At 40.9% G+C, this 23,008-nt stretch carries 24 protein-coding genes and 1 pseudogene; 20 read left to right on the top strand and 5 right to left on the bottom strand.

From position 1 onward, the window contains the following. Window positions 1-157 precede the first annotated feature (157 nt). Entirely contained in the window at window positions 158-1,003 is an 846-nt protein-coding gene (gene nadC, locus Q0017_RS05860) for a carboxylating nicotinate-nucleotide diphosphorylase (protein WP_297427117.1), read from the top strand. Window positions 1,004-1,054: 51 nt separating this feature from the next. On the opposite strand, the gene Q0017_RS05855 is transcribed toward nadC, so the two are convergent. Beyond that, complete coding sequence (locus Q0017_RS05855; protein ID WP_298144002.1) at window positions 1,055-1,273, bottom strand: hypothetical protein; 219 nt, start codon at window positions 1,271-1,273, stop codon at window positions 1,055-1,057. Between the two features lie 112 nt (window positions 1,274-1,385). Next, window positions 1,386-2,102: a ribonuclease PH gene (gene rph / locus Q0017_RS05850; RefSeq protein WP_297428786.1), complete on the bottom strand. Its 717-nt coding sequence runs from the start codon at window positions 2,100-2,102 to the stop codon at window positions 1,386-1,388. Between the two features lie 126 nt (window positions 2,103-2,228). On the opposite strand from rph, the gene Q0017_RS05845 reads away from it, so the two are divergent. Then, window positions 2,229-2,861: a TetR family transcriptional regulator gene (locus Q0017_RS05845; RefSeq protein WP_297428778.1), complete on the top strand. Its 633-nt coding sequence runs from the start codon at window positions 2,229-2,231 to the stop codon at window positions 2,859-2,861. A gap of 34 nt (window positions 2,862-2,895) precedes the next feature. Here Q0017_RS05845 and Q0017_RS05840 read toward each other — a convergent pair whose 3' ends face one another. Next, on the bottom strand, window positions 2,896-3,513 hold the full coding sequence (locus tag Q0017_RS05840; protein ID WP_297428775.1) for a thiol:disulfide interchange protein DsbA/DsbL: 618 nt from the start codon (window positions 3,511-3,513) through the stop codon (window positions 2,896-2,898). 172 nt (window positions 3,514-3,685) lie between these two features. Between Q0017_RS05840 and ubiG the strand changes: the two genes are divergently transcribed. The 13 genes from ubiG (at window position 3,686) to Q0017_RS05775 (ending at window position 14,496) form a co-directional block, all read left to right on the top strand. After that, window positions 3,686-4,399: a bifunctional 2-polyprenyl-6-hydroxyphenol methylase/3-demethylubiquinol 3-O-methyltransferase UbiG gene (gene ubiG / locus Q0017_RS05835; RefSeq protein WP_297428773.1), complete on the top strand. Its 714-nt coding sequence runs from the start codon at window positions 3,686-3,688 to the stop codon at window positions 4,397-4,399. Next, a complete protein-coding gene (locus tag Q0017_RS05830) occupies window positions 4,400-5,080 on the top strand; it encodes an HAD family hydrolase (RefSeq protein ID WP_297428770.1) in 681 nt (226 codons plus the stop codon). It begins immediately after the preceding gene. A gap of 34 nt (window positions 5,081-5,114) precedes the next feature. Continuing rightward, window positions 5,115-5,861, top strand: coding sequence for a YciK family oxidoreductase (locus Q0017_RS05825; protein ID WP_297428767.1), 747 nt, complete (start codon window positions 5,115-5,117; stop codon window positions 5,859-5,861). 99 nt (window positions 5,862-5,960) lie between these two features. Then, entirely contained in the window at window positions 5,961-6,380 is a 420-nt protein-coding gene (locus Q0017_RS05820; RefSeq protein ID WP_297428764.1) for a hypothetical protein, read from the top strand. Between the two features lie 144 nt (window positions 6,381-6,524). Then, on the top strand, window positions 6,525-6,680 hold the full coding sequence (locus tag Q0017_RS05815) for a hypothetical protein (protein ID WP_297428761.1): 156 nt from the start codon (window positions 6,525-6,527) through the stop codon (window positions 6,678-6,680). A gap of 200 nt (window positions 6,681-6,880) precedes the next feature. Next, entirely contained in the window at window positions 6,881-7,258 is a 378-nt protein-coding gene (locus Q0017_RS05810; protein WP_297428758.1) for an RcnB family protein, read from the top strand. Window positions 7,259-7,448: 190 nt separating this feature from the next. Further along, window positions 7,449-7,835: an RcnB family protein gene (locus Q0017_RS05805; protein ID WP_297428755.1), complete on the top strand. Its 387-nt coding sequence runs from the start codon at window positions 7,449-7,451 to the stop codon at window positions 7,833-7,835. Window positions 7,836-7,943: 108 nt separating this feature from the next. Further along, on the top strand, window positions 7,944-9,296 hold the full coding sequence (argA, locus tag Q0017_RS05800; RefSeq protein WP_297428752.1) for an amino-acid N-acetyltransferase: 1,353 nt from the start codon (window positions 7,944-7,946) through the stop codon (window positions 9,294-9,296). 333 nt (window positions 9,297-9,629) lie between these two features. Continuing rightward, window positions 9,630-10,583 carry a sulfonate ABC transporter substrate-binding protein gene (locus tag Q0017_RS05795; RefSeq protein WP_297428749.1) on the top strand — a complete coding sequence of 318 codons (954 nt, stop codon included), beginning with the start codon at window positions 9,630-9,632 and terminating at the stop codon, window positions 10,581-10,583. 114 nt (window positions 10,584-10,697) lie between these two features. Further along, window positions 10,698-11,873, top strand: a complete 1,176-nt coding sequence (ssuD, locus tag Q0017_RS05790; RefSeq protein WP_297428746.1) for an FMNH2-dependent alkanesulfonate monooxygenase — start codon at window positions 10,698-10,700, stop codon at window positions 11,871-11,873. A 20-nt stretch (window positions 11,874-11,893) separates the two neighbouring features. Then, window positions 11,894-12,688, top strand: coding sequence for an aliphatic sulfonate ABC transporter permease SsuC (gene ssuC, locus Q0017_RS05785; protein WP_297428783.1), 795 nt, complete (start codon window positions 11,894-11,896; stop codon window positions 12,686-12,688). Between the two features lie 10 nt (window positions 12,689-12,698). Next, window positions 12,699-13,490 carry an ABC transporter ATP-binding protein gene (locus tag Q0017_RS05780; RefSeq protein WP_297428743.1) on the top strand — a complete coding sequence of 264 codons (792 nt, stop codon included), beginning with the start codon at window positions 12,699-12,701 and terminating at the stop codon, window positions 13,488-13,490. 352 nt (window positions 13,491-13,842) lie between these two features. Further along, complete coding sequence (locus Q0017_RS05775) at window positions 13,843-14,496, top strand: TetR/AcrR family transcriptional regulator (protein WP_297428740.1); 654 nt, start codon at window positions 13,843-13,845, stop codon at window positions 14,494-14,496. Between the two features lie 53 nt (window positions 14,497-14,549). Here Q0017_RS05775 and Q0017_RS05770 read toward each other — a convergent pair whose 3' ends face one another. Next, a complete protein-coding gene (locus Q0017_RS05770; protein ID WP_297428739.1) occupies window positions 14,550-15,113 on the bottom strand; it encodes a 5'-nucleosidase in 564 nt (187 codons plus the stop codon). A 92-nt stretch (window positions 15,114-15,205) separates the two neighbouring features. Beyond that, a complete protein-coding gene (locus tag Q0017_RS05765) occupies window positions 15,206-16,351 on the bottom strand; it encodes a TDT family transporter (protein WP_298143994.1) in 1,146 nt (381 codons plus the stop codon). A gap of 206 nt (window positions 16,352-16,557) precedes the next feature. Here Q0017_RS05765 and ribF point away from each other — a divergent pair, with 206 nt between their 5' ends. From ribF to Q0017_RS05740, 5 genes and pseudogenes are all read left to right on the top strand, one after another. Further along, the gene (ribF, locus tag Q0017_RS05760; RefSeq protein WP_297428733.1) at window positions 16,558-17,559 is read left to right on the top strand and encodes a bifunctional riboflavin kinase/FAD synthetase; all 1,002 of its coding nucleotides are present in this window, start codon (window positions 16,558-16,560) and stop codon (window positions 17,557-17,559) included. Between the two features lie 61 nt (window positions 17,560-17,620). Continuing rightward, a complete protein-coding gene (ileS, locus tag Q0017_RS05755; protein WP_297428730.1) occupies window positions 17,621-20,467 on the top strand; it encodes an isoleucine--tRNA ligase in 2,847 nt (948 codons plus the stop codon). Further along, window positions 20,460-20,999, top strand: a complete 540-nt coding sequence (lspA, locus tag Q0017_RS05750) for a signal peptidase II (protein WP_297428726.1) — start codon at window positions 20,460-20,462, stop codon at window positions 20,997-20,999. The genes ileS and lspA overlap by 8 nt, the downstream gene beginning before the upstream one ends. Continuing rightward, window positions 20,992-21,474, top strand: coding sequence for a peptidylprolyl isomerase (locus tag Q0017_RS05745; RefSeq protein WP_297428724.1), 483 nt, complete (start codon window positions 20,992-20,994; stop codon window positions 21,472-21,474). The genes lspA and Q0017_RS05745 overlap by 8 nt, the downstream gene beginning before the upstream one ends. A gap of 100 nt (window positions 21,475-21,574) precedes the next feature. Beyond that, window positions 21,575-22,111, top strand: a pseudogene (locus Q0017_RS05740) (NADPH-dependent FMN reductase). Window positions 22,112-23,008 lie beyond the last annotated feature (897 nt).

Here is a 23,008-nt window from a genome sequence, read left to right as displayed (position 1 = left end):
TAATTAAAATAAAATAAAAACTGGGCTCCATGCTAAAACTTTCTTGGTAAAATCTCAAACCTTGCAAAGAAATTGGATAAAAAATCAGTCATTTTAAAGTAACAATGCTAATATAAGCCGCAATTTTTGATAGACGTTATAAGATACGGAACTTCGCATGAGCATCTCTCAATCTTTGTTAGAAGAATCAATTCAAATCAATATTCAGCATGCCTTGCAAGAAGATATTGGTGACGGTGACATCACGGCTTTATTAACACCTGAAGATGAACAAGCTACGGCAACCATTATTAGCCGTGAACAGATGATTCTTGCCGGTCGTCCTTGGGTCGATGCGCTGATTCAAGCTTACGATGCTACAGTAGAAGTGACTTGGTTAAAGCAAGAGGGCGAAACTGTTGCAGCCAATGAAGCCTTTTTAAAGCTCGCAGGCTCAGCACGTAGCTTACTTACCGTAGAGCGCCCTGCCCTGAATTTTATTCAAACTTTGTCGGCTGTAGCGACCAAAACGGCACTATATGTCAAAGAGTTAGATGGTTTACATACCAAACTTTTAGATACACGTAAAACTCTACCGGGCCTGCGTATTGCACAAAAATATGCAGTGGCGATTGGTGGTGGTCAAAACCATCGTTTAGGTTTATTTGATGCCTTTTTAATTAAAGAAAATCACATTATGGCCGCAGGTGGCATTGCGCAAGCGATTGCCAAAGCCCATCAAATTGCACCGGGTAAATTGGTTGAAGTTGAAGTTGAAACTTGGGATGAGCTCAATCAAGCGTTAGAAGCCAAAGCCGATATTGTGATGCTGGATAACTTTAGCCAACAACAAATGATTGATGCAGTGAAACATGTTGCAGGACGTTGTAAATTAGAAGCATCGGGTAATATTACTATTGCCAATTTACGTGAAGTGGCGACTACAGGTGTCGATTACATCTCAATGGGTGTTTTGACTAAAGATGTAACAGCCATTGATTTATCTATGCGCTTTAATGGTTAAGCAAAAACAGCCAAAATATGAAGGGTGCTATAAAGCACCCTTTTTTATGCTTTAATCATCGTCACGATTTTGCTCACGGTCATCACGGTCATCACGGTCATCACGGTCATCACGGTCATCACGGTCATCACGGTCATCACGGTCATCACGGTCATCATGATCGTCTTTTTGTTCACTGCGTTGTTGTTCTCGTTCTTCGCCACGATCCATACAGGCGGTCATACTAAATGCCATTGCCATAATGATTAAGCCTAAAAAAATTGTTTTCATCAGCAGTTTCCATGTTGTGGTCTTATTTTATTTAAACAAAGAATGCGGCTTGGCTGTGCTGCAAAATGTAAAAACGCACCCGAAGGTGCGTTTTTGAGCTCAGCTTGAATGCTTACCAACCTAAAGCTTCTTGTTGTTTTTTCACTAATTCTTGAATGCCTTTTTCAGCCATTTCTAACATGGCATTGGATTGCGCACGGGTAAATGGTTTTTCTTCGGCTGTGCCTTGAATTTCAATAAACTCACCGGCTTGGGTCATCACCACGTTAAGGTCAGTTTGGCAGTTTGAATCTTCTTCATAGCAAAGATCAAGTAACACCTCATCTTGATACATACCTACAGAGATTGCCGCCACTAAGCCTTTTAGTGGATCTTGTTTAATGCGTTTTTTCTCAAGCAACACATTCATGGCATCCACTAAAGCCACCGCTGCACCTGTAATTGAAGCAGTACGCGTACCACCGTCAGCTTGAATCACATCACAGTCAATGGTAATGGTATGTTCACCCAATTTTTTCAAATCCACCATAGCACGTAAACTACGGCCAATTAAACGTTGGATTTCTTGCGTACGACCACTTTGTTTACCACGTGCCGCTTCACGGTCGCTACGCGTATGGGTCGAACGTGGCAACATGCCATATTCAGCAGTAATCCAACCTTGACCCTGACCTTTTAAGAAACGTGGTACAGAGTTATCAATACTTGCAGTACAAAGGACTTTGGTATGACCGAATTCAACCAATACTGACCCTTCTGCGTAACGTGTATAGTTACGGGTAATTTTCACGTCACGTAATTGATCTGCTGTTCGTTGGTCGATACGCATCATAGAAGCTATCCTAAGGATTTAAAATTGAAGAGCTTGAGTATAGCAGATTAAAACTCACGTTTTGCCTGCAAAATGGAGGCTGTTTTTTGCTAGACTACAGACAAATTTTCTCAGATAAACACTATGCCTATTCGTGAAGAACAAAAACAACAAACCCATCAAGCTTTGCTTAATGCAGTGCTGAGTTTAAGTTGTCAGGGTCGCACGTTTAGCAGCATGAGCTTGCGTGAGATTACCGGTGAGGTCAATCTTGCACCTGCAACTTTCTACCGTCATTTTCAAAATATGGATCATTTGGCTTTAGAGCTGATTGATCATATTGGTATTTTCTTAAAAGCCTGTTTTGGCAATATATGTAAAATGGCAGTCAAAGAACCTTATGATCACGAACAACGTTTAAATTATTTATTTGATGTGGTCAGTAAGCATCCTGAATATTGGTCTTTTTTTATTCATGAGCGTAGTAGTGGCTCAACAATTATTCGTCAAGCCATTAAACGTGAAGTGAAGTTTTTAGTGCAATACACGGCAAGCACCATACAAAATATGCAAAATTTTGCTGCCGTCAAAGATACCGAAGAATTACCCATTTTTGCTGATATATTCGTCAACATGACTTTTTGTTGGGTGATCCAATGGTTGGATTTACGTTATGTAGAAGATGTCATTCAACAAAAAATTGCACAAGACAAGGTCAAGGTTAAAGCCTTATTACAAACTCAGCTGATCTATGGCGGTATTCAAACTTGGCAATAAAAAGCTGCCCTTAGGCAGCTTTGATAAGTTGCAATTACTTGGCTTTACGTTCTTTTTCAACGAGGTAATTGATGACCTGTACTACCTTGCCATCATCACCTTGCACCACATATTTACCGTTAACTACCACAGCAGGTACGCCTGTCAATTGGTATTGCTTGGCCAATTGATTAGCTTTGCTGACTTTAGCGGTAATTGGGAACGAATTATATAAACTATTAAATTTTGCTTCAGGCACACCATATTTTACAAAAAATTGTGCTTGCGATTTTTGATCAAAAATTTGCTGACCTTTATCATGAATGGCATGGAACAAAGGTAAATGGATTTTGCGACGGATTTGCAGTGCTTCTGCCACGTAATAACCGCGCGCGCTTTGCTCCCAAACAGGGTTCATTGCCGCCGGTGTACGCACAAAGTTTACATCTTTTGGTAGTTTACGTAACCATGCCTGCATATGCGGTTCTAAAGTAAAACAGTGACCACAGCCATACCAAAAGAATTCACGGACTTCAATCTTGCCTTTTACATCCACGACACCCGGATTTGGCAGCACCGTGTAGTCTTTCCCCGCGACAAAATTAGCAGCCATAGCGCTACCTGAAATCGCAAACATTGCCGTTGCAATACTGCCCAACACAAATTTTTTCATTGAGTGGTTTATCCTCGAAATAATTCTGCTTAGTTTAGGCAAATACTATAAAACAAATATGCAAATTTAGTTTTGATTGTGTGAAGTTTTTTAGTGCTTTTATCGCTTTTTTCCAAATAGTCGCTACACTAGGATTATTTAAATTATAACGACTTAAATTGAGGTGGCACCCATGTCGCAACTGAATGTTGACCCGCAAGAAATTGCTAAATTTGAAGCATTCGCAGCCATATGGTGGGATCAGCATTCTGAGTTCCGCCCGCTGCATATGATTAACCCGCTACGTTTAAATTGGATTGATGAACACGCAGGTGGGTTAAGCGGTAAAAAAGTGCTTGATGTGGGTTGTGGTGGCGGAATTTTAGCCGAAAGCATGGCGCGCCGTGGTGCCAATGTTTTAGGCATTGATATGGGTGAAGCGCCGCTCAATGTGGCACGTTTACATGCCGAGCAAGAAAATGTCAGCAATATTGAGTATCGCCAAGTGCCCGTTGAGCAACTTGCCGAAGAACAAGCGGGTCAATACGATGTGGTGACTTGTATGGAGATGCTAGAGCATGTCCCTGACCCTGCATCAATTATTTTAGCCTGCCAAAAGCTAGTAAAACCGGGTGGTCATGTGTTTTTCTCCACCATTAACCGCAATCCAAAAGCATATTTATTTGCCATTATTGGTGCCGAATACGTTTTGCGGATGTTGGCTAAAGGCACACATGACTATAGCAAGTTTATTAAACCATCCGAGCTTGCACGTGACATCCGAGCGGCTAATTTAAAGCTCAAAGATATGACCGGTTTACATTATAACCCATTGACCAAAAACTATTGGTTAGCCCCAAATGTCGATGTCAATTACATGGTCTATACCGTCAAAGAAGAGGCTTAAATGAAAGCGGTTTTATTTGATCTAGATGGCACGTTAATTGATACCGCAGCCGATTTTGTACGCATTATTCAAAATATGTGCCGTGAGAAAGGCATGAAGCCTGTCGCAAGCGAGTTGATTCGTGCCCAAGTATCGGAAGGTGCACGAGCGATGGTCAAATTGGTTTATCCTGAATTAGATGTGAATGACCCAGAATTTTTACAGCATCGTCAACGCTTTTTAGATATCTATGGCACTGATATTGCAGTCGACACTGACTTATTTGCAGGCATGTATCCCCTATTAGATGAGCTAGAAGCTGCACAGATTCCTTGGGGCATTGTCACCAATAAACCACGTTGGTTAAGTGAAGCATTACTCAAGGCGTTAAACTTAACCGAGCGTTGCGGTGTCTTGGTCTGTCCTGAAGATGTAACGCACACCAAGCCTGATCCTGAGCCGATGTATTTGGCCGCTCAACAGATCAATATTACACCTGAAGATTGTATCTATGTGGGTGATCATCCACGTGATATTGATGCAGGTCGCGCAGCCAACATGTACACGATTTTAGCCGCTTATGGTTATTTACCATTGGCGCACAAAGATGACTTAACAGCTTGGCAGGCAGACTGTATAGTCAATGATGTAGCTGAATTACATCAAAAAATTCAGCAAATGGTCTTATCCGCTTCAACTTAACAATATAAATAACAAGTCGCTAGGAGGTGTCACCATGAAATACTCACAATACCAACCACGCCCCGATTTACTCAAAGACCGTATTATTTTAATTACGGGTGCCGGTGATGGCATTGGGCGTGCAGCAGCGTTGAGCTATGCATTACATGGCGCAACGGTAGTGTTACATGGTCGCACTTTAAACAAACTTGAAGTGATTTATGACGAAATTGAAAGCTTAGGTGCACCGCAGCCGGCAATTTTGCCGCTGCAACTTTCTAGCGCTTCCCCACGTGATTATGAATTGCTCTATAACACCTTAGAACAACAATTTGGGCGTTTGGATGGAATTTTACATAATGCTGGAATTTTAGGTGAACGTACCGAATTGGCCAATTATCCAATTGAAACTTGGGATGATGTAATGGCGGTCAATTTACGCGCCCCATTTTTACTCACTCAAGAATTATTGCCATTATTACAACGTTCAGACAGTGCCTCGGTGGTGTTTGCAAGTTCTGGGGTTGGTCGTGAAGCGCGTGAACGCTGGGGTGCTTATTCGGTGTCTAAAATTGCCATTGAAGCCGTTAATCAACTCTTTGCTAAAGAAAATAGCTATCCAAACGTGCGCTTTAACTGCATTAATCCGGGGGCCACACGTACCGCCATGCGTGCCAAAGCTTATCCTGAGGAAGATCCAAAAACTTTGCCTCCCCCTGAATCGATTATGCCGGCTTATTTATATTTAATGGGTGATGACAGTTTACAGCTCAATGGCGCGAGTATTGACGCGCAAGATTAACATTGGTGTTGAATTTTGCAGCATATTTAGCCAAAGGCGCATTGTGTTTCTAAGCATTTACACCATACTTAAACGCTAAATTTACACGTTGAGATTGATATGTCTGACTTTAGCAATATCACAGTCACTGCCCTAGACGATGGTATGGTGTCACTTTTAATTGATGGTCAACCGATTTCTGAAAAATACGGAATGAAGTTTGAAGCCAGTATTGTGGATGACTTACAAGCTTTAGAAAATGGTCAAAATCTTAAGTTATTTGATCAGTTTGTATTTTCTCATACCGATCTAAACTTTGAACACAGCTATAAATACATCACGCATATTGTGAAACAAGATGATGCTTACAAAGTCGCCAAGAACTTTACTTACATCATTAAAATTGAAGGGCAACCTGAGATTGAACATGTGATTACCAAACAAGGGCAACCGATGAGTGCTGAAGATGTTTCAGAATTCATTAATTCACATATTCAAAAGTCACTTAATGAATATACCGACTTAAAATACGCCTATTAATTAAAATAAGACCGCTTGCGGTCTTTTTTTGAGCACAATAATCGCTTTATTAAATTAATTTTACAAAATTATTCGGTTTTACAAATAAATAAGCTCGCCTTATGCTGTATGTATTCAAACATAAACCGTATTAGGTATATTTTCATGGCAGATCAACAACGTAAAATCGACACCATTCGTTCAATTGAAAATCTACAACTACCACGCAGCTTAATTTCAGCTTTAGATGACCGTATGCAAGCCCAAGAGGTTTTAGAAGCCATTTGCTCATTACAGGTGCTCAATCAACAATGGAATTAAGCCCTTAAACAACAGCCTACACATATAGGCTGTTTTTTTGCATTTAAGAATCGACTATTAAAACAACAGCTTTTACCGCATAATATTCTTATTTCCTCTACTTTATTTAAGTTATTTATCTGTGTTCTTCACAGTTTCTCTGCATTCTTTGCGTAGAGTAAACACTATTGAAAAAAGATTCCAAAATGGGGGTTCACAACATGCAAAAGATATTGGCAAGTGTGGCAATTTCTTTGAGTGCCTTGATGGCAAGCAGTGCTTTAACCGCTGCCCCACAAGTTGAATATTTCCCTGAAGCCGATACCCATACACCTTCTACCTATAAACATCGCGATAAACGACATACGGAAGATGCTCAATACCGTTCACATGAACAGCGTGGTATGAAGCGTCTAAAACAAATGAAATGGCAAACCGGTTACGTGATGCCACAGCATTATCGTAGCGATGGTTATAAAGTAGAATATAAAGACAATGACTTACCTAAACCAAGCCGTAATCAACAGTGGTATAAAGTGAATAATCATTATATCTTGCTCAATTCCGACACCAACAGTATTGTTAAAATTCAAGATTAAATCTGTGTGATCTCTTTTAAGCCTAAACCCATGTTTAGGCTTTTTTTATGCAATTTTATTGAAATATAGTGATCTTCTTTTTTTCTCCATACATTTCACATTTCACCTAAATTCCCCCCATCGTTTATCTAGTTTTTTGACCTAAATTGAACTCATCGGAAAACATCTGTACACAGTTTAGGTATCAGCAATGAAAAAACTTCTAACAACGATTGCGCTGTCATTAACCGCTGTAATGGCAACTACAACAGCAATGGCAGGTCCGGGTCCTGATCATCGTTTTGACCCTCGTAAAGCACCACCACCGCCTGCCCACATGGTGAAACACGGTCCACAGTTTAAGCATACGCCACCGCCGGTACATGCGAAAAAATATCAAGATGATCGTCGTTTTAGTCAAAGCAATTTACGCGTAGGTCAAACCCTACCCCGTGCTTTTGATTCAAAGCGTTTTGAAGTTAACTCACGTGATGCACGTGGTTTAGCCAAAGCCGGCAAAAATCAACAATGGTATAAAGTGAATGGAGATTATGTATTAGTGAATGAAAAAAATAATCGCATTTTGCGTGTGATTTAAACTTAAGTCATCTCTCAACCTCGTCCCAAACACCTGAGCCCCCTACTCAGGTGTTTTTTGTTGTGTGAATGAATTAAAATAATCTATTGCGACTTCTTTGAGCCTGCTATGTCTAGTTCTGCATCTGATCCTACTTCAAGCACAACCTTGCAATATGTGCACTGGTTTCGTCATTCGGCGCCGTATATCAACGCGCACCGCGGTAAAACCTTTGTGTTGATGTTTGATGGTGAAGCAGTCCAGCATGACAATTTTCAGCATATTATTCATGACATTGCCTTACTGCATTCCTTAGGTATCCGTCTGATTTTGGTGCACGGCGCACGTCCACAAATTAACCAGCAGCTTAAGGTTGCGCAGATTGAAACGCCTTTTTATAAGCAGCGCCGTATTACCACCCGTGAATCTTTAACTGCGGTGATGAGTGCCGTGGGTTCTATTCGCTTACAAATTGAAGCTTTATTGTCGATGGGATTAGCCAACTCACCGATGTATGGAGCACGCATTGATGTGGTATCGGGCAATTTTGTCACCGCCAAACCTTATGGTATTCACGATGGTACGGATTTTCAGCTCACAGGTGAAGTACGCAGCATTGATCATGCCGCTATTCAACGCCATTTAGACAATCACAATATTGTGTTACTTGGACCTACCGGTTATTCCACCACAGGTGAGGTGTTTAATTTACTGGCCGAAGAAGTTGCCACTAAAACGGCCATTCAAATCAAAGCCGATAAATTGATTTTCTTAGGGCAGCAACATGGCTTAATGAATGAAGCAGGTCAATTACAACGCGAAATTAATACAGCCGAACTTGATATTTACATTCAAAGATATCAAAGCACTCAACCTGAACTGGCCTTACATTTGCAAGGTGCTAAACTGGCCTCTACCCAAGGCATTGAACGTGTACATCTGATTTCTTATGCTTACGATGGCGCTTTAGTTGAAGAATTATTTACCCGTGATGGTTCTGGCACCATGCTCACCGATGCACACTATGAAGATGTGCGTATGGCCAATATTCAAGATGTGGGAGGCTTAATTAGCCTATTACGCCCGTTAGAAGAACAAGGGATTTTGGTTTATCGTTCGCGTGAACGTTTAGAAAATGAAATACATCAATTTGCGGTGATTGAACGTGATGGCACTATCTTAGCCTGTGCTGCGTTATATCCAATTCCTACCCAAAACAATGAGATTCCATCGGCTGAAATTGCCTGTGTTGCGGTGCATCCAAGTTATCGTAAATCAAATCGCGGTAGTCAAATTTTAGAATATTTGGAACACAAAGCACGCAGCATGGGCATTCAGCAATTGTTTATTTTAACCACGCGTACTGCACATTGGTTTTTAGAACATGGTTTTGAAAATGCCAGTGTGGATGATTTACCCAACGCACGCCAAGCCTTATATAACTATCAACGTAGTTCGATTGTTTGCAAAAAGTCACTTTAACAGTGGCTTTTTTTAACTCCGCCATAGCTCAATTTTAGATATAGATATCTTAAAAAATCGTCATGAGGCTGATCTTAAATGCATCTGTTTAGCTGCAATTATTAAGCACACTGTGTGGCTATTTATTTTTTAATATATTTTTCAATACTATAAAGATAAAAACAATTTTCCACTCTCGCTGAAATTCAGCACTTTTTTACATAAGTTTTGCACTTTTTTATTTATCTTTTTTTTTCATGTTGAATTCCTGAATCGTTATTTTTTTCGAAAAATATTTTTGTTTAGTTTATGCGGTGATGACTTCATTTCACTTACACATTCAGGAGCACTTTTATGTCACGCCGTTTTGCTAAAAGCTTAGTTTTATCTACAGTCGTAGCAAGCGCTATGATGTTAAGTGCTTGTGCTCAGCCAAAAGAACAAGTGACTTTAAACATTGGCTTTCAAAAATATGGCGTTTTGCCACTGGTCAAAGCGCAAGGCACATTAGAACAAAGCCTTAAAGCACAAGGTGTCACGGTGAAATGGGTGGAATTTCCTGCCGGACCTCAGCTTTTAGAAGGGCTAAACGTAGGCAGTGTGGTATTTGGTGAGGCCGGTGAAGCACCGCCTATTTTTGCCCAAGCTGCCAATGCCAAGTTGGTCTATGTGGCTCACCAACCTGCTGCACCCTTAGGTGAAGCTTTGGTCGTACCAAAAGATTCAAGTATTCAAACCATCAAAGATTTAAAAGGTAAACGCATTGCCCTGAATAAAGGTTCTAATGTGCATTACTTATTATTAAAAATCTTAGAAAACAATAACCTGAACCTAACTGACGTTGAAGTGGTGTATTTACCGCCATCCGATGCACGGGCTGCATTTGAACGCGGCTCAGTTGATGCTTGGGTCATTTGGGATCCATTCTTAGCCGCTGCTGAACATCAAATTGGGGCACGTAGTTTAGTCACAGGTAAAAACTTAGTCAGAAATCATCAATTTTACTTAGCTGATCGTAAATTTGCTGAGGAAAATCCCAAGATCCTGCAAACCATAGTGCGCACCTTAAATACCACCACACAATGGGTCAAACAGCACCCAAGCGATGCGGCCAAATTATTACAACAACCCACAGGTCTTGAATTTGAAGTGCTGCATCAATCTATTCAACGTATGGGCTTTGCTATAACCCCCCTTTCCAATGACGTGATCGAAGCCCAACAAAATGTGGCTGATGCTTTTTATCAGCAAAAATTAATTCCACACAAACTGGATATTCAAAGTGCAATTTTACCGCAAGCGAAATAAGCCATAACTGCTTATCCGCTTGGTTATAAGCCAAGCATTTGGCTGCATCACATTTAAACGCCAATCAGTCGTTAAGACACTATTTGGATCTATCCATAATTAAGGATCAATATAATGAAAATCTTTTGGTTTATTCCCACTCATGGTGATAGTCGCTATTTAGGTACGAGTAAAGGCGCGCGCCAAGTAGATCATGCCTATATGAAACAGATTGCAGTTGCAGTCGACAACTTAGGTTATGAAGGCGTTCTGATTCCGACCGGACGTTCATGTGAAGATCCTTGGATTACCGCAGCAAGCTTAATTGATGCCACGCAAAAGCTTAAGTTCTTGGTGGCTTTACGTCCGGGTGTAACCACGCCTGCACTCGCTGCACGTATGGCAGCCACTATGGATCGTTTATCGGGTGGTCGTGTATTGCTTAACTTGGTAACTGGTGGTGATGAGCAAGAGCTTAAGGGCGATGGTGTGTATGAAGATCATCAGACTCGTTATAAAACTGCTGCTGAATACACCACCATTTGGCGTGAGATTTTAACGCGCTCACATACGGGTGAAAGCTATAGTTTTAAAGGTGAACGCTTACAAGTTGAAAATGCCAAATTACTTTATCCACCTATACAAAAACCGTATCCACCACTTTGGTTTGGCGGCTCATCTGATGATGCTGTAGAGCTGGCAGCCGAGCAAGTCGATACTTATCTCACTTGGGGTGAACCACCTGCAGCAGTCAAAGAAAAATTAGAGCTGGTACGTCAAAAAGCCGCAGCGCGTGGTCGTACCTTAACTTATGGTATTCGTTTACATGTGATTGTACGTGAAAGCAATGAAGAAGCATGGGCGGCAGCGGAGCAACTGATTCAACATATTGATGATGCAACCATTGCTGCAGCACAAGCTAAATTTAAACAAATGGATTCTGTGGGTCAGCGTCGTATGGCTGAGCTACACAATGGTGATCGAACTAAATTAGAAGTTTCACCTAACCTTTGGGCAGGTGTTGGTCTGGTGCGTGGTGGTGCAGGCACAGCTTTAGTCGGTGATCCTGAAACTGTAGCTGCACGTATTCAAGAATATGCCGATTTAGGCATTGATACCTTTATTTTCTCAGGCTATCCACATTTAGAAGAATCTATTCGCTTTGCTGAGTTGGTCTTCCCACTGTTGCCTTTAGCCACTCGTGAAAAATTAGCACAACCTCACTTGACCGGCCCATTTGGCGAGATCGTAGCCAATAACTACGTGGCAGATGCGGCCAAGCAAGAGGTTAAAACGCAGGAGCCAGCTTAATGTCTAATCAGGTGATTCCTATACCGTTCTCCAAAAGCAAAGTTTCACGTGGAACACAACTTAGGCAGCGTTTGCTGCCTTGGTTAGTGCCTGTTGTACTGATTGCAATTTGGCAACTGTCTGCCACAACAGGTCTGTTAGAAAGTCGGATTTTACCAGCACCTACAGCAGTAGTGAGTGCATTTTGGCAATTAATGGTCAGTGGTGAGCTGTGGCAACACGTCCAAGTGAGTGCTGGTCGTGCCCTCATGGGTTTACTGATTGGCGGTGGCTTAGGTCTAGCTTTAGGTTTGCTCAATGGCTCATCTAAATTGGCATCTACCCTCCTAGATACCACGCTACAGATGATTCGTAACATTCCTGCTTTAGCGCTGATTCCCTTAGTAATTTTATGGTTTGGGATCGATGAATCTGCAAAATTGTTCTTGGTGGCAATTGGGGTGTTTTTTCCAATTTATATCAATACCTATCATGGTATTCGCTCAGTTGACCCACAACTGATTGAAATGGGCAAAAGTTACGGACTAACACGAACACAATTGTATCGTGAGATTATTTTACCCGGTGCTATGCCTTCTATTTTAGTCGGTTTACGTTTTTCGCTAGGTTTGGTATGGGTACTTTTAATTGTGGCTGAAACCATTTCTGCACAAGCGGGTATTGGTTATATGACTATGAATGCCCGTGAATTTTTACAAACCGATGTGGTTTTAGTGGGTATTTTACTCTATGCCCTACTGGGTAAATTAGCAGATGTCTTTGCAGTGGCTTTAGAGCGTTATTTACTGCGTTGGCATGCAGGTTATCAAAAATAAGGAAAAAATAATGACTGATTTAAGCTTAACTCGTCACGTTGATGATGCAGTAGCTCATCCTGATCTTCATCCCAATGCCAACCTTGGTGCTGAGATTTTAATTGAGCAGCTGTATAAATATTATGGTGAGGTCAAAGTTCTAGAAAACCTCAATCTACATATTCAAGCCGGTGAATTTATTGCCATTGTGGGGCGCAGTGGCTGTGGTAAAAGCACCCTATTGCGTTTAATTGCCGACCTTGAACAACAAAGCTATGGTGAAATTAAGTTTAAATCAGCCCGTCATTTACGTGAGGGAATCACGAGCGATGATATTCGCGTCATGTTCCAAGACCCACGACTCTTGCCATGGCGTAACATCGAACAAAATGTGCAATTGGGTTTAGCCAAACCACAACATACAACAGCGTTAAACATGCTGGAAAAAGTCGGCTTAAAAGAAAAAGTAGCGCTTTGGCCCACGCAACTGTCTGGTGGACAACGCCAACGTGCTGCCCTTGCGCGTGCCTTATCACATACACCGCGTATTTTATTATTAGATGAACCATTGGGCGCACTGGATGCCCTGACCCGTTTAGAAATGCAAAACCTGATTGAACAATTATGGCAAGAGCATGGCTTTACTGCCATCTTGGTGACGCATGATGTCAGTGAAGCGGTACAGCTTGCTGATCGGATTATTTTGCTTGATCGAGGTCATATTGCCGCACAATTTAAAGTGGATTTGGCCCGCCCTCGTATTAAAGATCACAACTTTACTGCACTTGAACAACAGGTACTTCATGCCGTGCTTTCAACTTAAATTTTTAATCTAAAACTGAGCTTTTTTGCCAAGACTCAGTTTTGATGATTATTGCTTAAAGAGCTTAAATGAAAGCTGTACTTGAACAGCATAAAAAGGAATCTGTGATATTTTTATTGATATTTTCGGCAAAATTTAATTTCAATATCATTGAAAAAACTAATAAAATTGATCGGTAAAATAAAAAATTAAATTATCAGTCAAATTTATATAATTTTGACTAGATCACACATTCAGGCTTTTTTTTATAATAAACGGTAAAAATTGTCTAAAAATTAATCTATCTTCCTGCCAATATTTGCTGATTTGTCGTACAATTTGCCACTCCCTTACCGAATTTTTAAATCTGCCAATGGAACAGAAAAAGAGTACGCAAAAACGCCATCAACTGCTCAATGCAGCTTTAGATGTTTTCTCGCTGTATGGTTTTAATGGCGCGAGCCTTGATGAGATCGCGCAGCTTGCAGAAATGCACAAATCCAATATCTTTTATTACTACGAAAATAAAGAAGCGTTGTATGTAGAAGTGCTCACCACTGTATTGCAAAAATGGTTAGCACCATTGCAAATGATTGAGGCAGATTTAGAGCCAGAAGAGGCTTTGGCCAATTATTTAATGCAAAAAATTGAAGTGTCACGTACTCAGCCTAAGGCATCGCGTTTATTTGCTTTAGAAGTGATTCAAGGTGCACCTCGTATCTTGTCAATTTTAAAAGGACCACTCAAAAAGTTAGTAAAACGTAAGGCCAAAGTGATTAGTAATTGGCAAGAGCAAGGCAAAATTTCTAAAGATATTGATGCTGAATTACTGATTTTAAACATTTGGGCATTGACCCAAAACTATGCCGATTTCTCAACGCAGATGGAAATGGTCACCGGTAAAACCTTACGTAACCGCAGCATGCAACAGCGTATTATTCAACATACCATTCACATGATGCTATACGGTATTTTACCGCGTGATGGGCAGACTTCTATCGCAGCATCTTTGACAGCACAAGATTAACAGCTTGCTACAAGCTGCTGGCATACGACCATAGCGTTCTATGGTCGCAAAAATTAGATGGATTGATACAACTTTAATAATTTCTGAGCACCTAATAATAAATTCTCTTGCCAATCAAGGTGCGCAGCTCCATCTGCTCCATCGGTAATATATTTCACCGAAATTAAACGTACATTGAGTTTTTTACACACTTTAGCCAATGCATAGCCTTCCATATCCACCAAGTTACACGCAACTTTAGGTGTAGCTGTCTCAAAGCTATCTCCTGTACCACATATGCCTTGGCTTAAATGCTTAAAATAAGGCACTAAATCAATTGCCGCAGGATACTCTTGATCCATTGGCGTGACACCTACTTCAAAACCCAATGCCGATACATCCATATCACGTTGCACAAAACGTGTGACTTCGACTAATTCATGCGCCTGAAAATGCGAACTGCCTGCTGTACCTAAATTTAATAAAGTTGTGCAACCAGTCTTTTGAATCACCTCAAATGCTTTAAACGCTGCATTTACTTTACCAATACCGCTGTAATGCACATCGATGCCTGCTGCTTCAAACAAACCTTTGGATTCATTGGGCAAAGCCATGATTAACGCCATATCGGACATCATCGTTCTCTATCAACTCAAAAGAGCTGTATTAAAGAACAAATGCTCTTCTGTGGCAAATCATGGCTTAAGTCAAATTCCATTGCGCCTTATGTTTAGCTTTTGACTGAGCTTTGTTTTTCTAAAAACTGAACCAAACACGGCGAGAACAAAAGTTTACCTTGATAAAATCCAATCACGGTTTTAAAGGCAACAATGCACCATAACAATATGAGTAAAACCGTCAAGCTATAGCCGATACTGAGCATCCAAGCCAATCCCAAAGTTTTTGCTAAAGTTAAAACTGCCAAACTCAATACGCCTATCGGGAACGTCAGTGCCCACCATCCCAAGTTAAAAGGCAAATCTTGTTGCAGATGATGTACACTGCTAAGCAATGCAATACCCAACCACCACACTGCAAAACCAAGCAAGATCAAGCTACCTAAGATACCTGCTCCTTGCATCAACTCTCCCAGTTGCCCCCAGCCAATAAAACTCATTAAACGTGGTGCTTCATGTCCCAACAACAATAAAGCCAATGCACCCGTCCCAATCGGTCCCAATGTTAACCAACTGCTTAAACCCACTTCTTTGGCTGGTAATTGCTGTAAAGCCAAACGCAGCATTAAAATAGTCAACACTGCAAAAGCAGGTAAGACTGACATGCCCCATAGCACATAACTGGTCAGTAAAATTTGCATAGCTGCTTGTCCTGTTTCTAACTGAGCAATCAAAACACCGCCACTGGCTGCTGCAACCTCACAAGCCACAATGGGCAGCAACCAAACCGCAGTCATGTTTTTTAGGCTGTGTTGCTGATGTCGATACATACAAAATGGAACAATCCATGCAATCGTCACTGCTAAAGCAACATCTAGCCACCACAACTGCTGCGCCCAATCAATCAGATGTTCCCCATACAAAGGCACACCATATTTCAGCATTCCATTAATCAAGGTGGCCAAAGCCATTGGAATTGCACCTAAAAACAAGCACATTATTGGATGTTGAAACACTTGTTTAGCCTCGTGATAAAACAAAGCCCAACGCGCCATGTACAGCACACTACATGCAGCAAATAAGAAAATATTGATGTGCCACAAGGTTTGCCCAATATTCCAAAAAACATCTAAAAACATCGGTAATTCTGAGATAATCAGCGCCACAATGCCTGTTCCCATACACACGGTGAACCAGTTTGGGGTGAAATGACGAATAAAATCGCTAGGTTTTTCAAGATACTGAAATACGCGTGGCATCATCGGCTCCTCAAGTGGAAGATGCCTTTATTTTAAGCAGAACCATATATAAATAAAATTGATTAATATTTATAAAATGAATCAATTTTACTGATTTATAATTCTGCTAGAAAAATTCCTTTTGAATAAAAACACAACAACAAGACGAAACGCCAAGATTATGGCAATATATAGCCTCGTCATATTTCTAAGCTCTTGATTTGCCCATGAAGCTGCTCCGTCTGAATGCTTTAGCGCCTAGCACACAATTGCCAAAAACTGCCGTCACGATTGGTAATTTTGACGGTGTACATCTTGGTCATCAGGCGATGATTCGCCAACTTCAAAGTATTGCCCAAAATAACAACTTAAAAAGTTTGGTGATGATCTTTGAGCCGCAACCACTCGAATTTTTTAAAGGCTATGACGCCCCACCCCGTATTTCATCTTTGCGTGAAAAAGTTGAATATTTAACAGAACTTGGCGTTGACTATATTGTGATTGCCAAATTTGATGAACGCTTTCGTAGTTTAAGCGCCACTGATTTTGCTGACATTTTAAAAAATCAACTCAATGCGCAACATTTGGTCTTAGGCGATGATTTTCACTTTGGCAAAAACCGTCAAGGCAATAGTGAATTTTTACAAAGTTACGGTTTTGAAATTACCAGCTTAGATACCATTGAAGTGCATGGCGAGCGGGTGAGTTCTACCCGCATTCGTCAAACTTTACAAGCGGGCGATTTAGCCTTAGCGGCTCAATTACTTGGGCGTCCTTATAGCATTACAGGGCGCGTGGTCTATGGCGATCAAATTGGTCGTACCATTGATTTTCCAACCATTAATGTGCGCTTAAATCGGCATAAACCGTGTTTAAATGGCATTTATGCGGTTGATGTGTTGTGTGAAACTGAGTCACTTGCACAACGTGTCAAACAGCACCACCCACAAAAATTAGGTATCCAAGGTTATCAAGCTGATGCTTTGTTTGGTGCAGGGCATGTGGGTACACGACCAGCGATTAAACAAGCCCATCCAGAATGGCGTTTAGAAGTACATTTTCCTGATGTTTCTGCTAATCTGTATGGCCTGTTAATGCGAGTAACATTTTTACATTACTTGCACGGCGAAAAAGACTATCCTTCGCTAGAAGCACTCAAGGCAGGCATTGATGATGATGTGGCACAGTTAATCAACTTCCGTCACAGCAACACAATCTTACCGTTTTAAATCCCTTAATTTATTGTAAAACGCCTCAGCTTTGCTGAATGAAAATTGGAAGACAACTTGCATGAGCGATAAGCAAACTCCTGAAAATGCAGTGGACTATAAAGCCACGCTAAACCTCCCAGGTACTGAATTTGCAATGAAAGCAAATTTGGCAGTACGTGAAGCTAAATGGTTAGAAGAGTGGTATGCCGACAACATTTATCAGCAGATTCGTGCGTCGCGTATTGGCAAGAAAAAATATGTCCTGCACGATGGCCCTCCGTATGCAAATGGTCAAATCCATTTGGGTCACGCAGTCAATAAAGTTTTAAAAGACATCATCATTAAAAGCCGTGTCATGGACGGTTTTGATGCACCTTACGTGCCGGGTTGGGACTGTCACGGTCTTCCAATTGAGCTTAAAGTTGAAGAAAAAGTCGGTAAAGTCGGGGTGAAAGTTGATGCTTCAACTTTCCGTAAAGCCTGCCGTGAATATGCATACACCCAAGTTGAACTGCAAAAGAAAGACTTTGTGCGTATGGGCGTGTTTGGTGATTGGGACAAGCCTTATTTAACCATGAACTTCAAGCAAGAAGCTGACATCGTGCGTTCACTTGGCGCAATTGCCAAAGCCGGTCACATCGAGCCAGGTCTTAAACCAGTGAACTGGTGTTTAGATTGTGGTTCATCATTGGCTGAAGCCGAAGTTGAATACGAAGATAAAAAATCTGACGCGATTGACGTGGGTTTTTCAGTTGTTGATTTAAGCGACTTATCTGCACGTTTGGGTGTCGATGTAGCTGATCGTACCGATATCGTGATTTGGACCACCACACCTTGGACCATACCTGCCAACCAAGCAGTGGCTTTACATGCTGAGCTTGAGTACCAATTGGTTAAAGCAACCGGTGAGGAAAAAGCAGCACAAAACTTTATTCTTGCAAAATCTTTGGTTGAATCTGCAACTGAGCGTTATGGCTTTAACCATGTTGAAGTGATTGCAGAATTTGCAGGCGCGAAACTTGAAAACTTAGTGCTGCAACATCCTCTGATTAGCGAGCGTCAAGTACCTGTAATTTTGGGCGAACACGTAACAGATGCAAGCGGTACAGGTGCGGTACATACAGCCCCTGGTCACGGTGTAGACGATTATAAAGTTGGGTTACAGTACAACTTAAAAGTCGACAACCCTGTGGGCGGTAATGGTGTGTATTTACCAACTGCGCCAATTTTTGCAGGCGAACACATCTACAAAGCCAATCCAAAAATTATTGCAGCTTTAACTGAAAGCAATAAGCTTTGGGCACATAAGCCAATCAAACATAGCTATCCACATTGCTGGCGCCATAAGACACCAATTATTTTCCGTGCGACGCCACAATGGTTTATTAGCATGGATGCGCAAGGCTTACGCCAAAATGCATTAAACGCGATTGAAAATGAAATCAGCTTTGTGCCAGATTGGGGTAAAAATCGTATTCAAGCGATGATTGAAGGTCGTCCTGATTGGTGTATCTCTCGTCAGCGTACTTGGGGCGTGCCAATTCCATTCTTCGTACATAAAGACACCAACGAATTGCACCCTCGTACGCCTGAATTGATTGAAATCGTCGCTAAACTGATTGAACAAGAAGGTATTGATGGTTGGTACAACCGCGATGCGCGCGAGTTTATCGGTGATGATGCAGAACAATATAATGCAGTACGTGACACACTAGACGTATGGTTTGACTCAGGTACAACGCACTATGCAGTACTTCGTGAGCGTGAAGAACTCACAGATCCTGCTGATTTGTATTTAGAAGGTTCAGACCAACACCGTGGTTGGTTCCAATCATCATTACTCACCTCAATTGCGATTAATGAACGTGCGCCATACAAAGGCTTATTGACTCACGGCTTCGTGGTCGATGAAAAAGGTCGTAAGATGTCGAAATCGTTGGGTAATATCATTACCCCACAAGACATCATTAAAGATATGGGTGCCGATGGTCTACGCTTCTGGATTGCATCTGCCGATTACCGTTATGAAATGACTGCGGGTAAAGAAATCTTTAGCCGTGCATCAGACGGCTACCGTCGTATCCGTAATACGCTTCGTTTCTTACTTGCCAACTTAAATGGTTTTAAACCTTCAACAGATGCTTTGCCTGTAGATCAATTGATCGCGCTTGATCAATACATCTTACAACGTGCGTCTGAGGTTCAAAAAACCATTCAACAAGCATACGAAGATATGAACTTCCATATCGTGACCAATGCATTGACCAACTTCTGTATCAACGACTTAGGTGGTTTCTATTTAGACATCATCAAAGACCGTCAATACACTACTAAAGCCGACTCTCAAGCACGTCATTCAGCGCAAACTGCGTTGTATCATTTGGTACAAGCATTTGTACGTTGGATGGCACCGATCTTAAGCTTTACTGCTCAAGAAGCTTGGCCACTGATTCCTGAACAATCAGAGAAATACGTATTTACCGCTGAATGGTATGACATTCCTGTCGCGTCGACTGCAAACCTTGTGTCTGAAGCTGAATGGCAAACCTTGATTTCTGTAAAATCTGCGGTCAACAAGTTTATTGAAGCGGCACGTACTGCAAAAACAGTGGGTTCAAACTTATCTGCTAAAGTTGAACTTTGGGCAAATCCTGAACTCAAAACTGTGCTTGATAAACTCAGCGACGAACTTCGTTTCGTACTTATCACCTCGCAAGTAATTGTGAATGAGTTTGATGCAGCACAAGGGGAAGCTTCTGATTTAGACGGCTTAAACGTGCAAGTTTCAGCAGCAGATGGTGAAAAATGTGTCCGTTGCTGGCATGTACTACCTGATGTAAATACACATATTGAACATCCAGGTTTATGTGGTCGTTGTATTATTAACTTACCATCAGGCCAAGGCGAAGAGAGAAAATATGCCTAACCCACACAATAAAAAGGGCTTATTCCAATTCAAGGCACACAATTTAGTGTGGCTTGGGTTGTCGGTGATTGCGATTGTTTTAGATCAATGGACCAAATGGATTGCAGTCAACAGTCTCAATTATGCAGACCCTGTTCCTGTACTGCCCTTTTTAAATTGGACATTACTACATAACTATGGCGCTGCCTTTAGTTTCTTGTCCGATGCTGGTGGATGGCAACGTTACTTCTTTACCTCATTGGCAGGAATTGTTTCGATTGTTTTTGTATTTTGGCTGATGCGTATGCCAAAAACACTAAAAGTCTTGCCCCTTGCGATTGCCCTAATTTTAGGCGGTGCAGTGGGTAATCTGATTGACCGTGTGTTGCTTGGTTATGTGGTGGACTTTATTCATGTGTATTACAACAACAGCCACTTTCCTGCTTTTAATATTGCAGATAGTGCCATCACGCTTGGCACCATCTTGCTGTTGATTGATAGTTTTTTCTTAGAGAAAAAACGTATTCAAGCTGCGGAACAACAACATGACTGATTTTATTAATCCAAACGAAGAAACCCGTGTTGAAGAAGGTTCAAAAGTTGAACTGCATTTTTCTGTCGCGATTGAAAATGGCGTAGAAATTGACAATACACGTAGCCGTGAAAATCCTGTCAGCCTCGTCATGGGTGATGGCAGCTTATTACCGGGCTTTGAAAAAGCACTGTTTGGTTTGCGTGCAGGCGACCGTCGTACTGTTAGTCTTCCGCCTGAAGATGCTTTTGGACCATGGAATCCAGAAAACGTACAAAAATTCGATACCGTAAAATTTGGCGAACGCCCAATTGAAGGTCATATGATCGAGTTTGAAGACAAAGCTAAAGCAACGTTGTATGGTGTTGTAAAATCAGTCGGTGATGATATCACTGAAGTTGATTTTAACCACCCACTGGCTGGCAAAGATATTACCTTTGAAGTTGAAATCTTTAAAGTCACACCTGCAGGTCAACAAGGTGTTAAACTCATGTAATTGCAAAATTACTATAAAAAGCGCCACTTAGGCGCTTTTTATTTAGATAAAATTTTTGCTGAAACATATAAGATTTCATTTACTCTTGAGAAACAAACTAATGAATATTCAAATTATTGTCGGCAGTGTCCGTGAAGGTCGTACTGCAATCAAACTTGCTGAATGGGCAAAGCAGTCTATTCAAAACCTTAACAGCCAATTAGATGTTGAAATCGTAGATCTTAAAGCTTGAGATTTGCCATTTTTTGCAGGTGCAACCCCACCTATGATGGGCATTTATGACCAACCAAAACAACAAGAATGGGCAGCAAAAATTGCGAAGGGTGATGCTTTTATTCTTATCAGCCCTGAATATAACCACGGTTACAGCCCTGCGCTTAAAAATGCTCTCGATTACTTAGGTAAAGAATGGCAAGGTAAACCTGCTGCATACATCAGCTATGGTGCAACCAATGGCTCACGTTCAGTAGATCAAATTCGTCAAGTGGCAACTTATATGGGTCTTGTGGATAGCAATGCAACCATTGAAATTCGCGACATTTTCTCACGCAATCAAACAGAAAGCTTTGAAGCAAATGAGTTTGATGAAAAAGCCTTGAAAGCTGCTGTAGATAAGCTGATCAAATACGCAAAATAAAGCTTACAAAGCCCTTATCTTGCTAAGGGCTTTTTTATACATCGTGATTTGTTACATAGCAGAATAAATAAATTACATAACTAAAATATCGAACCCAATTAAAACAAAAATTTAGAATTTTTTGTAATCTTATGCCTACAAAGGCTAGTGACGATAACGGCTATTTTCTACACTAAGATTTTACTATTCTAACTACATCGGGAACAGGAAGTTTCCAAAACTTTAAAAGAACAACAAGTTAGTAAAAAACTAAACAATAAAAAAGGATTTAAATAAAATAGTGACAGGAAAGTTGCTTGTCTCACATGAAATATCCATAACCCTCGACAGGATGTCGGGGGTTATTTATTTGTGCGTATAACGTTGTCCATATAGGAAACTCTTAGCTAGTGTTTCCTATCAATTCCTCAATATGGAATATGCTATTTAAGCAAAATGCATATTCCTGCATAAACCTACCACCTATTCCTATTCGTTCCCTACCACTCATTCCTATTCCAAGTCGGCCACTTAGGGTTTATTCAGTAATAGAATTACAAGAAGAATGAACCTCATAAAAAGTATTCAAATGCCAATATTGCACAACAGCGCTACTTATATCATTTAGCGATGAACTGATTTACGATTACGTTCGATGATCGATTAAAAAATCGAACTTACACAAAATAATTTACAGGCTCTAAAATACGTTTAGTACTTTTAGCAGTATCAATAACAATACCACCACCTCACTGCTGTCCCATAGTTTGATTTAAATAAAAAACCTGAGTCCAAATCGTTAAAATATGAGTGCAAACAAACACTTTAACGACCAGGATTCAGGTTTTGTCACATCAGAATACCGTATTTCATCAGCTTATTAAACCCGTCGTGCGACAGGATTTTGAGCAACTTGCT

This window comes from uncultured Acinetobacter sp., from assembly GCF_947624825.1.
Lineage (GTDB): Bacteria > Pseudomonadota > Gammaproteobacteria > Pseudomonadales > Moraxellaceae > Acinetobacter.
The sequence above is the reverse complement of the archived record's forward strand: the minus strand, read 5'-3'. Positions and strand labels throughout refer to the sequence as shown.

Coding starts and splice junctions, on each gene's coding strand:
- nadC (WP_297427117.1), top strand. CDS start 158: ATGAGCATCTCTCAATCTTTGTTAGAAGAATCAATTCAAATCAATATT.
- Q0017_RS05855 (WP_298144002.1), bottom strand. CDS start 1,273: ATGAAAACAATTTTTTTAGGCTTAATCATTATGGCAATGGCATTTAGT.
- rph (WP_297428786.1), bottom strand. CDS start 2,102: ATGCGTATCGACCAACGAACAGCAGATCAATTACGTGACGTGAAAATT.
- Q0017_RS05845 (WP_297428778.1), top strand. CDS start 2,229: ATGCCTATTCGTGAAGAACAAAAACAACAAACCCATCAAGCTTTGCTT.
- Q0017_RS05840 (WP_297428775.1), bottom strand. CDS start 3,513: ATGAAAAAATTTGTGTTGGGCAGTATTGCAACGGCAATGTTTGCGATT.
- ubiG (WP_297428773.1), top strand. CDS start 3,686: ATGTCGCAACTGAATGTTGACCCGCAAGAAATTGCTAAATTTGAAGCA.
- Q0017_RS05830 (WP_297428770.1), top strand. CDS start 4,400: ATGAAAGCGGTTTTATTTGATCTAGATGGCACGTTAATTGATACCGCA.
- Q0017_RS05825 (WP_297428767.1), top strand. CDS start 5,115: ATGAAATACTCACAATACCAACCACGCCCCGATTTACTCAAAGACCGT.
- Q0017_RS05820 (WP_297428764.1), top strand. CDS start 5,961: ATGTCTGACTTTAGCAATATCACAGTCACTGCCCTAGACGATGGTATG.
- Q0017_RS05815 (WP_297428761.1), top strand. CDS start 6,525: ATGGCAGATCAACAACGTAAAATCGACACCATTCGTTCAATTGAAAAT.
- Q0017_RS05810 (WP_297428758.1), top strand. CDS start 6,881: ATGCAAAAGATATTGGCAAGTGTGGCAATTTCTTTGAGTGCCTTGATG.
- Q0017_RS05805 (WP_297428755.1), top strand. CDS start 7,449: ATGAAAAAACTTCTAACAACGATTGCGCTGTCATTAACCGCTGTAATG.
- argA (WP_297428752.1), top strand. CDS start 7,944: ATGTCTAGTTCTGCATCTGATCCTACTTCAAGCACAACCTTGCAATAT.
- Q0017_RS05795 (WP_297428749.1), top strand. CDS start 9,630: ATGTCACGCCGTTTTGCTAAAAGCTTAGTTTTATCTACAGTCGTAGCA.
- ssuD (WP_297428746.1), top strand. CDS start 10,698: ATGAAAATCTTTTGGTTTATTCCCACTCATGGTGATAGTCGCTATTTA.
- Q0017_RS05780 (WP_297428743.1), top strand. CDS start 12,699: ATGACTGATTTAAGCTTAACTCGTCACGTTGATGATGCAGTAGCTCAT.
- Q0017_RS05775 (WP_297428740.1), top strand. CDS start 13,843: ATGGAACAGAAAAAGAGTACGCAAAAACGCCATCAACTGCTCAATGCA.
- Q0017_RS05770 (WP_297428739.1), bottom strand. CDS start 15,113: ATGATGTCCGATATGGCGTTAATCATGGCTTTGCCCAATGAATCCAAA.
- Q0017_RS05765 (WP_298143994.1), bottom strand. CDS start 16,351: ATGCCACGCGTATTTCAGTATCTTGAAAAACCTAGCGATTTTATTCGT.
- ribF (WP_297428733.1), top strand. CDS start 16,558: ATGAAGCTGCTCCGTCTGAATGCTTTAGCGCCTAGCACACAATTGCCA.
- ileS (WP_297428730.1), top strand. CDS start 17,621: ATGAGCGATAAGCAAACTCCTGAAAATGCAGTGGACTATAAAGCCACG.
- lspA (WP_297428726.1), top strand. CDS start 20,460: ATGCCTAACCCACACAATAAAAAGGGCTTATTCCAATTCAAGGCACAC.
- Q0017_RS05745 (WP_297428724.1), top strand. CDS start 20,992: ATGACTGATTTTATTAATCCAAACGAAGAAACCCGTGTTGAAGAAGGT.